Below are 13,425 nucleotides of genomic sequence, written 5' to 3' on the forward strand. Positions count from 1 at the left end.
GCCGGACCCGGACCGGCTTGGCCAGTCTAGTCGGCCGGGCCCCTCGCCCGCCGTGCCCAGCGCGGCCCGCGGGGCGATGGCCCCGGGGCGGTGTGATGCGGCAACGGCCCGCCTCGCGCGTGGGCTCCCGGCAAAGGGCCTGGTTCGGCGCGTTCCGATCGGGTATCAGTTGGCCGACGGGCCGGAGACGGCCTGGTCGACCCGGACCCGGACGTGGCCGGCTTCGGCTGGCCTCGTCTGGCCCGGCGGCGCATGGCAACATGAACCGCGACGACAGCGAGCCGGGCAGTGACGAAAGAGGGGACCGTCTGTGAGCAAAGCCGATGGCAAGAACGGTGTGCCCAGCACCCTGACCACGATCCCCCTCGCCGACCCGCACGCCCGCCCCGCGGAGCCGTCGATCGGTGACCTGATCAAGGACGCGACCACCCAGGTGTCCACGCTGGTGCGCGCCGAGGTGGAGCTGGCCCGCGCGGAGATCACCCGTGATGTCAAGAAAGGCCTGACCGGCAGCGTCTTCTTCATCGCCGCGCTGGTGGTGCTGTTCTACTCCACCTTCTTTTTCTTCTTCTTCGTGGCCGAGCTGCTCGACACCTGGCTGTGGCGCTGGGCGGCTTTCCTGATCGTGTTCGGAATTCAGGTGGTGGTCGGGGCCGTGCTGGCCCTGCTGGGCTTCCTCAAGGTGCGCCGGATCCGCGGGCCGCGGGAGACCATCGAGTCGGTCAAGGAGACGCGCACCGCACTCACCCCGGGTCACGACAAGGCGCAGGGCGCGGTCAGGCAGCTCGATGGGCGTGGGAAGCACGAGAAGCCCGAATCCGATCCGTCGGGTTGGTAAATGGCACCGCCGGACCCGTCGGTAACCCGCATCGACGGGCCGTGGCGGCATTTCGACGTGCACGCCAACGGGATCCGGTTCCATGTCGTGGAGGCGCTGCCCGCCGACACCGACTCGGCCGCGCCGCCCACCGCCCGACCGCTGGTGATGCTGCTGCATGGTTTCGGTTCGTTCTGGTGGTCGTGGCGCCATCAGCTGCGGGGACTGACCGGGGCGCGGGTGGTCGCGGTCGACCTTCGTGGCTACGGCGGCAGCGATAAGCCGCCCCGGGGCTACGACGGCTGGACGCTGGCCGGCGACACCGCGGGCCTCATCCGCGCGCTGGGCCACTCCTCGGCGACGCTGGTCGGCCACGCCGACGGCGGGCTGGCGTGCTGGGCCACCGCGCTGCTGCACGCGCGGTTGGTGTCGGCCATCGCGCTGGTCAGTTCCCCGCACCCCGCGGCCCTGCGCCGGTCCACGCTGACCCGCCGCGACCAGGGTTACGCGCTGTTGGCGACGCTGCTGCGCTACCAGGTGCCCGTGTGGCCGGAACGGCTGCTGACCCGCGACAACGGGGCCGAGATCGAGCGCCTCGTCCGCAGCCGCAGCTGCGCGAAATGGGTTGCCTCCGAAGACTTTTCCGAAGCCATCCGCTACCAGCGGCTGGCGATCCAGATTCCCTCGGCGGCGCACTGCGCGCTGGAATATCAGCGCTGGGCGGTGCGCAGCCAACTGCGTGATGAGGGCCGGCGATTCATGAAGTCGATGAGCCGGCAGCTCGGCGTGCCGCTGCTACACCTGCGCGGCGAGGCCGACCCCTACGTACTGGCCGACCCGGTCGACCGGACGCAGCGTTATGCCCCGCAGGGGCGTTACGTATCCGTCGCCGGCGCAGGGCATTTCAGCCACGAGGAGGCGCCGGAGGAAATCAACCGGCACTTGATGCGGTTCCTGGACTCCGTGGTCAGCTGACGCAGGCGCCGGTGGTGACCTGTTGGGTGTCGCCGATCTTGGCGAGCTGACTGTTCACCTCGTCGGCCGTCAACACGAACCCGGTGTCGGGGTCGTCGACGGCGGCACCGAACACGACGCCGAGCACCTGACCGTTCAGGTCGATCAATGGCCCGCCCGAATTCCCTTGCTCCACATTGGCTCTGATGGTGTAGACGTCGCGGGTGACCGGGGCGGGGTCGCGGTAGATGTCGGGGCCGCTGAGCTTGATGACCTCGCGGATGCGGGCCGGGGTGGCGGTGAAGTTGCCGCCGCCGGGATAACCGAGCACCACGACGCTGGTACCGGTTTTCGCCTCGGTCTGCGCGAAGGCCAACGGCGGGGGCGGCAGGTTGGGGACGGCGAGGATCGCGATGTCGACCGACGGGTCGTAGGACACGACGGTGGCGTCCAGCGGGCTTCCGCTGGCGTAGATCTGCACGCTGTTGGAGCCGGCCACCACGTGCGCGTTGGTCATCACACGGTCGGGTGCGACCACAAACCCACTGCCCTCCAACACTTTCTGGCAACTCGGCGCCAGGCTGCGCACCTTGACAACGCTGGGCGCGGTGGACTGAACCACCGGATTGTTGGCCAGCGCAGGGTCCGGCGAGGCGACCGGGATCACCGGGGTGCGGCTGAACGGCTCCAGCACCGCGGGCAGGCCCGAGGTGTTCAGCAGCGCCGAAAGCCGTTTGGGCACCGTCTTCAGCCACGGCGGGGCGACCTCGTTGACCTGGGCCAGCACCCGCGAGCCGCGGACCGCGGCGGCCAGCTCCGGCTGGTCCTTGGACTGCGTCAGCGGCGTGGCCAGCAACCAGGCCGCGGTCAAGACCACCACCAACTGGACGCCCACCCCGATGAACGAGTCGACCGTGCGGATGGTGCGGCTGCGGATCGCGCCGCGCACCGCCCGTCCGAGCACAACTCCGGCGACCTCGCCGATGACCACCAGCGCGAGGATCAAGAACAGGGCGGCGAACAGCTTGGCCCGCGGCGCCGCGATGTGGCTGACCAGGTGGGGCGCCAGCAGCACACCCGCGATCGCGCCCAGCAACACCCCGACGAACGAGAACAGTGAGCCCACCGCGCCGGACCGCCAGCCCGAGACGGCCGCGATGAAGGCGACCGACAGCACGGCGATGTCCAGCCACTGGGACGGGGTCATCGAGTTCATGTTCATCGGTGGGCACCACCCTGGTCGCCGACCAGCGCCATCGCCGCGTCCAATTCGCGGACGTCGGTGGTGTCCCAGGGCTGGGCCCAGCCGGCGACGTCGAGCATCGCACAAATCACCTGGCCAGTGAATCCCCAAACCAGCATCTCATTCAGCAGAAACGCCGGTCCGGCCCACCGGCGCCCGAGGTCGCCCCGATACACCATCAGCCGGTTGGCCGGATTGATGAAGGCGCGCAACGGAACTCGCGCGACGATCGCGGTTTCGGCCTCGTTGACGACGGCCACCGGACCCGGATCCGGCGAGTAGGCCAGCACCGGGACGACGTGAAACCGCGACGGCGCGATGAACGTGCGTTCCATCGTGACCAGGGGGCGCAACCGGGAGACGTCGATCCCGGTCTCCTCCTGAGCTTCCCGCAGGGCGGTGGCCACCGGGCCGTCGTCCGTCGGATCGGAGGCTCCGCCGGGGAACGCGGCCTGGCCCGCGTGGTGGCGCAGCGTGGAGGCCCGCACGGTGACCAGTAAGTCGGCGTCGTCGGGGACGCCGCCGTCGGCTGGCGCGGACTCCGGCCCGGAGAACAACACCAGGACGGCGGCTTCCCGGCCGCTGCCGCGCAGCGCCGATACCGCCTTGCCGGTGATTAAGGCCAGCACGTCGGCCGGCAGCCGGCGCCGGTACGCCTCCGGCATCCGCTCGACGTTATCGACCAGGGGGCGCAGCCACGGCGGGGAGGCGTCGGGCGTCAGGGGCAGCGCCCCGCGCGCGGCGCCCTGGGCCGCACCGCCCGCGGGCGGGGGCGTGCCCCCAACACTCACCGGGCGCTCCAGTCGGTCCAATTTTCGGCTTATCCCTTGTCTTTTCCGACCGCGGCCGCGATCTCGTCGGCACTGTCGAAGGCCCGCGGCAGCATCTGCGCAACGCTACCGTCCGGCCGCAGAACCACCGTCGCGGGCATGACGTTTACGACACCGAGCGCCGCCGCGACCCGGCGGCGGCCGTCCTGCAGGGTCGGCAGCCGAACGCCCAGTTCGGCCAGCCGCAGCAACGCGGCCGTCTCGTTCTCGTCCTGATGCACCGTCACCACCGTCACGTCCGGCCCGGCCCGGCGTTGATACTCCGCCATCGCGGGCAGTTCGGCCGCACACGGCGCGCACCAATACGCCCAGAGGTTGAGGACCACCCGACGCCCGGCCAGCGCGCGGGCGACGTCGACGACCGAGCCGTCGGCCGCGCAATCGACCGTGATCCCCCGCAGCGCCGGCGGTCCGGGACCGTCGCCGGCGCCCGGACAGGGCGCCAGATCGGCCCGCTGCCGCGGCCCCGCCAGCGCCGCCGGCGTGTCGGCGTCCCGGTGTTCACGGTCCGGCGCGTTCACCGCGGTGCCGGGCCGGGTCGTCGTCGCGGACTGGTCGCGCAGCTGGGCCACCAGGGCCGCGACCAACGCCGCCACCACCGCGAGGATCGCGATCGTCCAGCGCGTGGTGCGCGTCAAGGCCGTGCTCTACAGGCCGGCCAGCGCCAGCAGGTGCTCGGTCTCCGGGCCGCGCACCAGGGGCGCCGCCAGCAGCGGCTCGGTGGGGCCGAGGCCGAAAGACGGACAGTCCTTGGCCACCACGCACACCCCGCAGGCCGGCTTGCGCGCGTGGCACACCCGTCGGCCATGGAAGATCACCCGGTGGCTCAACATGGTCCACTCGCTGCGTTCGATCAGTTCGCCCGCCGCGCGCTCGATCTTGACCGGGTCCTTGTCGGTGGTCCAGCGCCAGCGGTGCAGCAGCCGGGCGAAATGGGTGTCGACGGTGATGCCGGGAACCCCAAAAGCGTTGCCCAAGATGACGTTGGCGGTCTTGCGGCCCACCCCGGGCAGCGTGACCAGTTCTTCCATGGTGGAGGGCACCTCGCCGTCGAACCGTTCGACCAGGGCCTGACCGAGGCCGATGAGCGAGGTCGCCTTGTTCCGGAAGAACCCCGTCGGGCGGATGAGCGCTTCCAGTTCGTCGCGGTCGGCCTGCGCGTAGTCCAGCGCGCTGGGGTACCGCTTGAACAAGGCCGGCGTCGTCAGGTTCACCCTCTTGTCGGTGCTCTGCGCGGACAGGATGGTGGCGACCGTCAGCTCCAGTGGCGTGGTGAAGTCCAGCTCGCAGTGCGCGTCCGGAAACGCCTGCGCGAGCGCCCGATTCATCCGGCGGGCCCGTCGCACCAGGCCGACCCGGGTCTCCTCGGCCCACCGTTGCCCGGTGTCACCGCCCGCAGGGGCCGATGCCGACTTCGCCCGCCCGGACGACTTTGCCGCTGTCACCTACGACAGAGTACTGATTTCGTGATCTCGCCGAGACCTCGTGTTGATTGAAGGCCCTGTTTACTCTCCTTGTGTCATGGTTGCTGGTGGCCTGCGTTCCTGGGCTACTGATGCTGGCGGCGCTCGGCTTGGGACGGCTCGAACGGGGGCTGGCCCGCGAGGACGTCGCGATGATCGCGGTCACCGAGCTTTACGAACACACCGAGCTCGTGGACCTGCGCACGTTGGCGCGGGAGGGCATGCCCGAGGCGCTGGAGCTCCTGCATCGCCGCGATGCCCGGGAACTCGCCGAGGCCGCGCTGGCCGGGCTGACGGCCGCGCCGCGCCACGCCGCGCCGTCGTTTGCCGCCAGCTTCATCGACCACACCGAGCTGACATTGCCGACGCGAATACACGCGCATTCGCGGATCAATCCGCAGTTTAGGGCCACTAGACACGTCAATCGTGTGTAGCGTTGCACGTTGGACAAAATGTCCTACCGCTAGACTCATCACGCGAGCACGGGATTAACCTGGCCGTATCACAAACATTGAAACTTTGAAGAGGCAATGTGGACGAGATCCTGGCAAGGGCAGGAATCTTCCAAGGGGTTGAGCCGGGCGCGGTCGCCGCGCTTACCAAGCAGCTGCAACCCGTCGACTTTCCCCGTGGGCACACGGTCTTCGCCGAAGGCGAGCCGGGCGATCGGCTCTACATCATCGTCTCCGGGAAGGTGAAGATCGGCCGTCGCTCACCCGATGGCCGGGAGAACCTGCTGACGATCATGGGCCCGTCGGACATGTTCGGCGAATTGTCGATTTTCGACCCGGGCCCGCGGACCTCCAGCGCGACCACCATCACCGAGGTGCGCGCGGTGTCGATGGACCGCGACGCGCTGCGGGCGTGGATCGCCGACCGCCCCGAGATCGCCGAGCAGCTGTTGCGGGTGCTGGCCCGGCGGCTGCGCCGCACCAACAACAATCTGGCCGACCTGATCTTCACCGACGTGCCCGGCCGGGTGGCCAAGCAGCTGCTGCAGCTCGCCCAGCGTTTCGGCACCCAGGAGGGTGGCGCCATGCGGGTCACCCACGACCTGACCCAGGAGGAGATCGCCCAGCTGGTGGGCGCCTCGCGGGAGACGGTGAATAAGGCGCTGGCCGACTTCGCCCACCGCGGCTGGATCCGCCTGGAGGGCAAGAGCGTGCTGATTTCGGACTCCGAAAGGCTGGCCCGCCGAGCGAGGTAAGCGCGCGCGGAGCGCGGGCGCAACCGAGCGAGAAATCCGAACCCGAGCGAGGTAAGCGCGCGCGGAGCGCGGGCGCAACCGAGTGAGAATCCGACCCCGAGCGAGGTAAGCGCGCCCGGAGCGCGGGCGCAACCGAGCGAGAATCCGACCCCGAGCGAGGTAAGCGCGCCCGGAGCGCGGGCGCAACCGAGCGAGAATCCGAACCCGAGCGAGGTAAGCGCGCGGGAATTGCGCCGAGCCGGTAATTTCGCAGGCCCTTACTCGCAGTTCTCCTGCAGATTTTCAGGTTCGCTGCAAATAGTTCAGCTGCGCCTGAACGGACCATTCGGCCGCGTCCCAGAGTTTCTCGTCGACGTCCACATAGACGTGTTCGACGACCTGCCGCGCGGTGGCGTCCTCGCCGATGTCACGCAGCGCCGCGCGCACCTGCTCCAGGCGCTCGTGCCGGTGCACCAGGTAGCCCGATGCGACGGCCTCCAGGTTGGCCAGGTCCGGCCCGTGACCGGGCAGCACCGTGCGGGGCCCTAGGCCGCGGAGCCGCCGCAACGATTCCAGGTAGTCGGCCAGGCTGCCGTCTTCTTTATCTATGACGGCGGTGCCACGGCCCAGCACGCTGTCCGCGGTGAGCACCGCGTCGTCGACCAGAAACGACAGCGAGTCGGCGGTGTGGCCGGGGGTGGCCATCACCTTGATCTTCAGGCCGGCCGCGTCGATCACCTCGCCGTCGGTCAGGTGACCGCCGAGGCCGCGCAAGAACCCGCTGCCCGCCGACCGCACCGTCGCGCCGGTGCGCTCGACGAGCTTGTCGATACCGTCGGTGTGGTCGCCGTGCCGGTGACTGATCAGCACCAGCGTGATCCGGCCCAGCCCGGCAACGCGGTCGATGTGCTCGTCGTCGTCCGGGCCGGGGTCCACGACCACCAGCTCGTCGCTGCCCTTGCCGCGAAGCACCCAGGTGTTGGTGCCCTCGAGGGTCAGCAATCCCGGGTTGTCGGCCAGCAGGACCGAGGCGGTCTCGGTGACCGCCCGCAGCCTGCCGTAGGCGGGGTGGCTCAGCGACTCGGGCGCGGCGGTCACGGTCGTGAGCCGACCTCCACGATCAGCTCCACCTCTACCGGCGCATCCAGGGGCAGCTCGGACACGCCGACCGCCGAGCGCGCGTGGGCGCCGGCATCGCCGAACACCTCGGCCAGCAGCTGGGAGGCCCCGTTGATGACGCTGGGCTGGCCGTTGAAACCGGGGGCCGACGCAACGAAGCCGACGACCTTGACCACCCGCGTCACCGCGTCGATGCCCACCAGCGAGTCGATGGCGGCCAGGGCGTTGAGTGCGCAGATCCGCGCGAGCGCCTTGCCCTCTTCCGGGCTGACGTGGGCCCCGACCTTACCCGTCCCGGCGAGCTGTCCGTCCTGCATCGGCAGCTGACCGGCGGTGTAGACCAGGTCACCCGTCCGCACCGCGGGCACGTAGGCGGCCAGCGGGGCCACCACCGCGGGCAGCGCGACACCGAGTTCGGAGAGCCGGGCCGACGCCGTCATCTACTTCGGGCGCTTCAGATACGCGACGTGTTGCTCCCCGGTGGGCCCGGGCAGCACGGACACCAGTTCCCAACCGTCGGCGCCCCACTGGTCGAGGATCTGTTTGGTGGCGTGCGTCAGCAGCGGGACCGTGACGTATTCCCATGCGATCGGTTGGCTCATGGCGCGAGCTTATCGGTCGGGTGTGAACGCCTCTGGCCTGCCCGGGGGCCCGGCGCCGGCCGGGCTAGCATGCGAAGGTGGCAAACATATCGAGCGGCGGTAGCGCCGTCGGCTGGCCGGCGCGGTTGTCGAAGGCCCGCCTGCATTTCGTCACCGGCAAAGGCGGCACGGGCAAGTCGACGATAGCGGCCGCGCTCGCGCTCACCCTGGCAGCCGGGGGCCGAAAGGTTCTCCTCGTGGAAGTCGAAGGGCGGCAAGGCATTGCGCAGCTCTTCGACGTGCCGCCGCTGCCCTACCAGGAGGTCAAGATCGCGACCGCCGAGCGCGGCGGCCAGGTCAACGCCCTGGCGATCGACATCGAGGCGGCCTTCCTGGAATACCTGGACATGTTCTACAACCTCGGTATCGCCGGGCGGGCGATGCGCCGCATCGGCGCCATCGAATTCGCGACGACGATCGCGCCCGGTCTGCGCGACGTGCTGCTGACCGGAAAGATCAAGGAATCGGTGGTGCGGCTGAACAAGGGGGCCAAGACCCCGGTTTACGACGCGGTTGTGGTCGACGCACCGCCGACGGGTCGGATCGCCCGCTTCCTGGACGTCACCAAGGCCGTCTCGGATCTGGCCAAGGGCGGCCCGGTGCACTCGCAGAGCGAGGGCGTGGTGAAGCTGCTGCACTCTGAGCAGACCGCCATCCACCTCGTCACCCTGTTGGAGGCGCTGCCGGTGCAGGAAACGCTCGAGGCCATCGAGGAGCTCGCCGAGATGGAGCTGCCGATCGGCAGCGTGATCGTGAACCGCAACATCGCCTCGTACCTGCAGCCCGCCGACCTGGCCAAGGCCGCCGAGGGACACGTCGACGCGGACTCGGTGCGGACGGGGCTGGAAATGGCTGGGATCAAGCTGAATGACAACGACTTCGCGGGCCTGCTGACCGAAACCATCGAGCACGCGACGGTCATCGCCGCGCGAGCCGAGATCGCGCAACAACTGGACGCGTTGAAGGTGCCGCGGCTCGAACTGCCGACGATCTCCGACGGCGTCGACCTCGGCAGCCTCTATGAGCTTTCGGAAGTGCTTGCGCAGCAGGGGGTTCGATGAGTACCACGCCGAACAAGCTTGATATGGCCACGATCCTGGCCGACACGACCAACCGGGTGGTGGTGTGCTGCGGCGCGGGCGGGGTGGGCAAGACCACCACTGCTGCCGCGATGGCCTTGCGCGCGGCCGAATACGGCCGCAACGTCTGCGTTTTGACGATCGACCCGGCCAAGCGGCTGGCCCAGGCGCTCGGGGTCAACGACCTGGGCAACACCCCTCAGCGCGTGCCGTTGGCGCCGGAGGTTCCCGGCGAGCTGCACGCGATGATGCTCGACATGCGCCGCACGTTCGACGAAATGGTGGTCCAGTACTCCGGAACCGGCCGCGCGCAAGCGATTCTGGACAACCAGTTCTATCAAACGGTCGCCAGCTCGCTCGCCGGCACGCAGGAGTACATGGCGATGGAGAAGCTCGGCCAACTGCTGGCCGAGGACCGCTGGGACCTGGTGGTGGTGGACACCCCGCCGTCGCGCAACGCGCTGGACTTCCTGGACGCGCCCAAGCGGCTGGGTAGCTTCATGGACAGTAGGCTGTGGCGACTGCTGCTCGCGCCGGGCCGGGGTATCGGCCGATTGGTCACCGGCGCAATGGGTTTGGCGATGAAGGCGATGTCAACCGTGCTCGGCTCACAGATGTTGAGCGACGCGGCGGCCTTCGTGCAATCGCTGGACGCCACCTTCGGTGGTTTCCGGGAGAAGGCCGACCGTACCTACGCGCTGCTGAAGCGGCGGGGCACGCAGTTCGTCGTGGTCTCGGCGGCCGAACCCGATGCGCTGCGCGAGGCCTCCTTCTTCGTCGACCGGTTGTCCACCGAAGGAATGCCGCTCGCCGGGCTGGTCTTGAACCGCACCCACCCGACGTTGTGCTCGCTTCCCGCCGAGCGGGCGATCGACGGAACCGAAACGCTGGAGGCCGAAGCGGACTCCGAGGCGGCGTCGCTGGCCGCGGCCGTGCTCAGGATTCATGCCGACCGTGCGCAGACCGCGAAACGGGAAATCAGGTTGCTGTCGCGGTTCACCGGGGCCAATCCGCACGTGCCCGTCGTCGGGGTTCCGTCGCTGCCCTTCGACGTCTCGGACCTGGAAGCGTTGCGCGCCCTCGCCGATCAGATCGCACCGGTTGGCGACGACGCGGCCCGCGCGGCGGCGCAGGGGCCCCTGCGCTAGCAGGAGCGATGGGTCCGCGGGTCAGCCGACGCTGCGGGTGCGCCTCTTGTCGAAGAAGTCGGCCCAGGAGACCACCTCGGGGTGCTGCTTGAGCAGGGCGCGGCGTTGACGCTCGGTCATGCCGCCCCAGACGCCGAACTCGACCTTGTTGTCGAGGGCGTCGGCCCCGCACTCCTGCATCACCGGGCAGTGCCGGCAAATAACGGCCGCTTTGCGCTGCGCGGCGCCACGGACGAATAGCTCGTCCGGGTCGGTGGTTCGACACAGTGCTTTGGAAACCCAGGCGATCCGTTCTTCGGCATCAACGCTGCGGAGTACCCCTTGAGCGGCCGCAATGTTTGTCCTACGCGCCGCAGGCCGTGTTCCTGACACGAACTGTTCCCTTCCCTACCGGCCGCTCTCGCGACCGCCCTCCTGGGGTGCAGATCCTGACCTGCGATCTACGCCACACTGTGTACATCGGTGTTACCTGAATCTCACCGTGTGTCTAAGTTAGGTGGTCAGCCACCAATTGCGCAACAGTCCGATAACGCTTTTTTTGGGACGGGCGTGCCGTCTCGTCCAAAACGGCGGGCCAAGAAGTGATCTTGGACACGCCCGTTCGGGGGGTCCATTCACTGACGCACGCGCAAATTTTATCCCTGCCGCGGCCGTAAAGCGCTGGTCAATGACGGGGTGAAAAAGTGGGTGAACGCGCAGCGTGGCGGCGTGACAGGGGGCCGCTACTGTAGTAGCCATGTCAGACCGGCCCCAGGCCTTTCTCACCATCCTCAAGCTCGCGGGTTACTGCTTGCTGGCCGGTGTCGTCGCCACGGCGCTGATGTTTCCGTTCGCGGGCGGATTGGGACTGGTGTCCAACCGGGCCTCCGAAGTCGTCGCCAACGGCTCGGCCCAACTCCTCGAGGGTGAGGTCCCCGCGGTTTCGACGATGGTCGACGCGAAGGGCAACACCATCGCCTGGCTGTACTCCCAGCGCCGCTTCGAGGTGCCCACCGACAAGATCGCCAACACCATGAAGCTGGCGATCGTGTCCATCGAGGACAAGCGGTTCGCCGAGCATGCCGGGGTGGACTGGAAGGGCACGCTGACCGGGCTGGCCGGCTACGCCCGCGGCGACGTCGACACCCGCGGCGGGTCGACCATCGAGCAGCAGTACATCAAGAACTACCAACTGCTGGTGACGGCGAAGACCGACGCCGAGAAGCGCGCCGCCGTGGAGACCACCCCGGCGCGCAAGCTGCGCGAGATCCGGATGGCGCTCACGCTCGACAAGACCTTCACCAAGCCCGAGATTCTCACCCGCTACCTGAACCTGGTGTCGTTCGGCAACGGGTCGTTCGGGGTGCAGGACGCGGCGCAGACCTACTTCGGCATCAACGCTTCGGACCTGAACTGGCAGCAGGCGGCGCTGCTGGCGGGCATGGTGCAGTCGACCAGCGCGCTCAACCCCTACACCAATCCCGAGGGCGCGCTGGCGCGGCGAAACCTGGTGCTGGACACCATGATCGAGAACATCCCGCAGGAGGCCGACGCGCTGCGCGCCGCCAAGGCCACACCGCTGGGCGTGCTGCCGCAGCCCAATGAGCTACCGCGGGGTTGCATCGCCGCCGGCGATCGCGCGTTCTTCTGCGACTACGTCCAGGAGTACCTGTCGCGGGCGGGGATCAGCAAAGAGCAGGTGGCCCGCGGCGGCTACCTGATCCGCACCACGCTGGACCCGGACGTGCAGGTGCCGGTCAAGTCGGCGATCGACCAGTTCGCGAGCCCGACGCTGCCGGGCATCTCCAGCGTGATGAGCGTGATCCAGCCCGGCAAGACCTCGCACAAGGTGATGGCGATGGCCAGCAACCGGACCTACGGGCTGGACAGCGACGCCGGGCAGACCATGCGGCCGCAGCCCTTCTCGCTGGTCGGTGACGGCGCGGGCTCGGTCTTCAAGATCTTCACGACGGCCGCCGCCCTGGACATGGGCATGGGCATCAACGCAACCCTCGACGTGCCGCCGCGCTTCCAGACCAAGGGCATGGGTAGCGGTGGAGCCAAGGGCTGCCCCAAGGACAACTGGTGTGTGGTCAACGCCGGCAACTACCGCGGGTCGATGAATGTCACCGAGGCCCTCGCCACCTCGCCCAATACCGCCTTCGCCAAGCTGATTCAGCAGGTCGGGGTGACCCGCACCGTGGACATGGCGATCAAGCTGGGGCTGCGGTCCTACGCCGACCCCGGCACCGCGCGCGACTACAACCCGGACAGCAACGAGAGCCTGGCCGACTTCGTCAAACGGCAGAACATCGGCTCGTTCACGCTGGGCCCCATCGAAGTCAACGCGCTGGAGCTGTCCAACGTCGCGGCGACGCTGGCCTCGGGCGGCACCTGGTGCCCGCCCAACCCGATCGACAAGCTGATCGACCGGCACGGCAACGAGGTCGCCGTGACCACCGAGACCTGTGACCAGGTGGTGCCCGAAGGCCTGGCCAACACCCTGGCGAACGCGATGAGCAAAGACGCGGTGGGCGGCGGCACCGCCTCCGGTTCCGCCGGCGCCGCGGGGTGGACGCTGCCGATGTCCGGCAAGACCGGCACCACCGAGGCGCACCGCTCCTCCGGCTTCGTGGGCTTCACCAACCACTACGCCGCGGCCAACTACATCTATGACGACTCACCCTCGCCGACGGACCTGTGCTCGTCGCCGCTGCGCCACTGCGGCGAGGGCGACTTGTACGGCGGTAACGAGCCGGCCCGCACCTGGTTCACGGCGATGAAGCCGATCGCCACCAATTTCGGCCCGGTGCAGCTGCCGCCCACCGATCCCCGCTACGTCGACGGCTCACCCGGGTCGCGGGTGCCCAGCGTCGCCGGGTTGGACATCGATGCCGCGCGCGCCCGCCTCAAGGAGGCCGGCTTCCAGGTCGCCGACCAGAACAACTTCGTCAACAGCTCCGCCA

General features: G+C 68.9%; 15 protein-coding genes. 7 read left to right on the forward strand and 8 right to left on the reverse strand.

Features of this window, described 5'->3' with window-relative positions; genetic code table 11:
- The first annotated feature begins 310 nt into the window (after positions 1-310).
- Positions 311-838, forward strand: coding sequence for a phage holin family protein (locus A5701_RS05315; RefSeq protein ID WP_067749555.1), 528 nt, complete (start codon positions 311-313; stop codon positions 836-838).
- Positions 839-1,792: an alpha/beta fold hydrolase gene (locus A5701_RS05320; RefSeq protein WP_067749557.1), complete on the forward strand. Its 954-nt coding sequence runs from the start codon at positions 839-841 to the stop codon at positions 1,790-1,792.
- On the opposite strand, the gene marP is transcribed toward A5701_RS05320, so the two are convergent.
- From marP to nth, 4 genes are read right to left on the reverse strand one after another with little or no spacing between them, the layout of a single operon-like run.
- A complete protein-coding gene (gene marP, locus A5701_RS05325) occupies positions 1,785-2,978 on the reverse strand; it encodes an acid resistance serine protease MarP (protein ID WP_156669930.1) in 1,194 nt (397 codons plus the stop codon). The genes A5701_RS05320 and marP overlap by 8 nt on opposite strands.
- 11 nt (positions 2,979-2,989) lie before the next feature.
- On the reverse strand, positions 2,990-3,805 hold the full coding sequence (locus A5701_RS05330) for a CoA pyrophosphatase (RefSeq protein WP_067749561.1): 816 nt from the start codon (positions 3,803-3,805) through the stop codon (positions 2,990-2,992).
- Positions 3,806-3,834: 29 nt separating this feature from the next.
- Complete coding sequence (locus A5701_RS05335; RefSeq protein ID WP_067749563.1) at positions 3,835-4,482, reverse strand: TlpA disulfide reductase family protein; 648 nt, start codon at positions 4,480-4,482, stop codon at positions 3,835-3,837.
- A gap of 9 nt (positions 4,483-4,491) precedes the next feature.
- Positions 4,492-5,172: an endonuclease III gene (gene nth / locus A5701_RS05340; RefSeq protein ID WP_067749565.1), complete on the reverse strand. Its 681-nt coding sequence runs from the start codon at positions 5,170-5,172 to the stop codon at positions 4,492-4,494.
- Between the two features lie 173 nt (positions 5,173-5,345).
- Here nth and A5701_RS05345 point away from each other — a divergent pair, with 173 nt between their 5' ends.
- Positions 5,346-5,741: a hypothetical protein gene (locus A5701_RS05345; RefSeq protein WP_231969184.1), complete on the forward strand. Its 396-nt coding sequence runs from the start codon at positions 5,346-5,348 to the stop codon at positions 5,739-5,741.
- 98 nt (positions 5,742-5,839) lie between these two features.
- The gene (gene crp, locus A5701_RS05350) at positions 5,840-6,514 is read left to right on the forward strand and encodes a cAMP-activated global transcriptional regulator CRP (RefSeq protein ID WP_044508824.1); all 675 of its coding nucleotides are present in this window, start codon (positions 5,840-5,842) and stop codon (positions 6,512-6,514) included.
- A 282-nt stretch (positions 6,515-6,796) separates the two neighbouring features.
- On the opposite strand, the gene A5701_RS05355 is transcribed toward crp, so the two are convergent.
- Genes A5701_RS05355 through A5701_RS27985 form a run of 3 tightly spaced genes read right to left on the reverse strand, consistent with a single transcriptional unit; the run spans position 6,797 to position 8,214 of the window.
- Complete coding sequence (locus A5701_RS05355; protein ID WP_067749569.1) at positions 6,797-7,591, reverse strand: MBL fold metallo-hydrolase; 795 nt, start codon at positions 7,589-7,591, stop codon at positions 6,797-6,799.
- Positions 7,588-8,052, reverse strand: a complete 465-nt coding sequence (locus A5701_RS05360; protein ID WP_067749572.1) for a RidA family protein — start codon at positions 8,050-8,052, stop codon at positions 7,588-7,590. Before A5701_RS05360 ends, A5701_RS05355 begins: the two co-directional genes overlap by 4 nt.
- The gene (locus tag A5701_RS27985; RefSeq protein ID WP_073871548.1) at positions 8,053-8,214 is read right to left on the reverse strand and encodes a DUF4177 domain-containing protein; all 162 of its coding nucleotides are present in this window, start codon (positions 8,212-8,214) and stop codon (positions 8,053-8,055) included.
- 77 nt (positions 8,215-8,291) lie between these two features.
- Here A5701_RS27985 and A5701_RS05365 point away from each other — a divergent pair, with 77 nt between their 5' ends.
- Both A5701_RS05365 and A5701_RS05370 read left to right on the forward strand, forming a co-directional pair.
- Positions 8,292-9,314 carry an ArsA family ATPase gene (locus A5701_RS05365; protein ID WP_067749574.1) on the forward strand — a complete coding sequence of 341 codons (1,023 nt, stop codon included), beginning with the start codon at positions 8,292-8,294 and terminating at the stop codon, positions 9,312-9,314.
- A complete protein-coding gene (locus A5701_RS05370; RefSeq protein ID WP_067749576.1) occupies positions 9,311-10,480 on the forward strand; it encodes an ArsA family ATPase in 1,170 nt (389 codons plus the stop codon). Before A5701_RS05365 ends, A5701_RS05370 begins: the two co-directional genes overlap by 4 nt.
- 21 nt (positions 10,481-10,501) lie before the next feature.
- On the opposite strand, the gene A5701_RS05375 is transcribed toward A5701_RS05370, so the two are convergent.
- Complete coding sequence (locus tag A5701_RS05375; protein ID WP_065443482.1) at positions 10,502-10,852, reverse strand: WhiB family transcriptional regulator; 351 nt, start codon at positions 10,850-10,852, stop codon at positions 10,502-10,504.
- 364 nt (positions 10,853-11,216) lie between these two features.
- On the opposite strand from A5701_RS05375, the gene ponA2 reads away from it, so the two are divergent.
- The coding region (ponA2, locus tag A5701_RS05380) for a transglycosylase/D,D-transpeptidase PonA2 (protein WP_067749578.1) at positions 11,217-13,425 on the forward strand (2,209 nt) is incomplete at its 3' end.

The organism is Mycobacterium sp. E3305, assembly GCF_001666785.1.
Taxonomy (GTDB): domain Bacteria; phylum Actinomycetota; class Actinomycetes; order Mycobacteriales; family Mycobacteriaceae; genus Mycobacterium.

Coding starts and splice junctions, on each gene's coding strand:
- A5701_RS05320 (WP_067749557.1), top strand. CDS start 839: ATGGCACCGCCGGACCCGTCGGTAACCCGCATCGACGGGCCGTGGCGG.
- marP (WP_156669930.1), bottom strand. CDS start 2,978: ATGACCCCGTCCCAGTGGCTGGACATCGCCGTGCTGTCGGTCGCCTTC.
- nth (WP_067749565.1), bottom strand. CDS start 5,172: ATGAATCGGGCGCTCGCGCAGGCGTTTCCGGACGCGCACTGCGAGCTG.
- A5701_RS05360 (WP_067749572.1), bottom strand. CDS start 8,052: ATGACGGCGTCGGCCCGGCTCTCCGAACTCGGTGTCGCGCTGCCCGCG.
- A5701_RS27985 (WP_073871548.1), bottom strand. CDS start 8,214: ATGAGCCAACCGATCGCATGGGAATACGTCACGGTCCCGCTGCTGACG.
- A5701_RS05370 (WP_067749576.1), top strand. CDS start 9,311: ATGAGTACCACGCCGAACAAGCTTGATATGGCCACGATCCTGGCCGAC.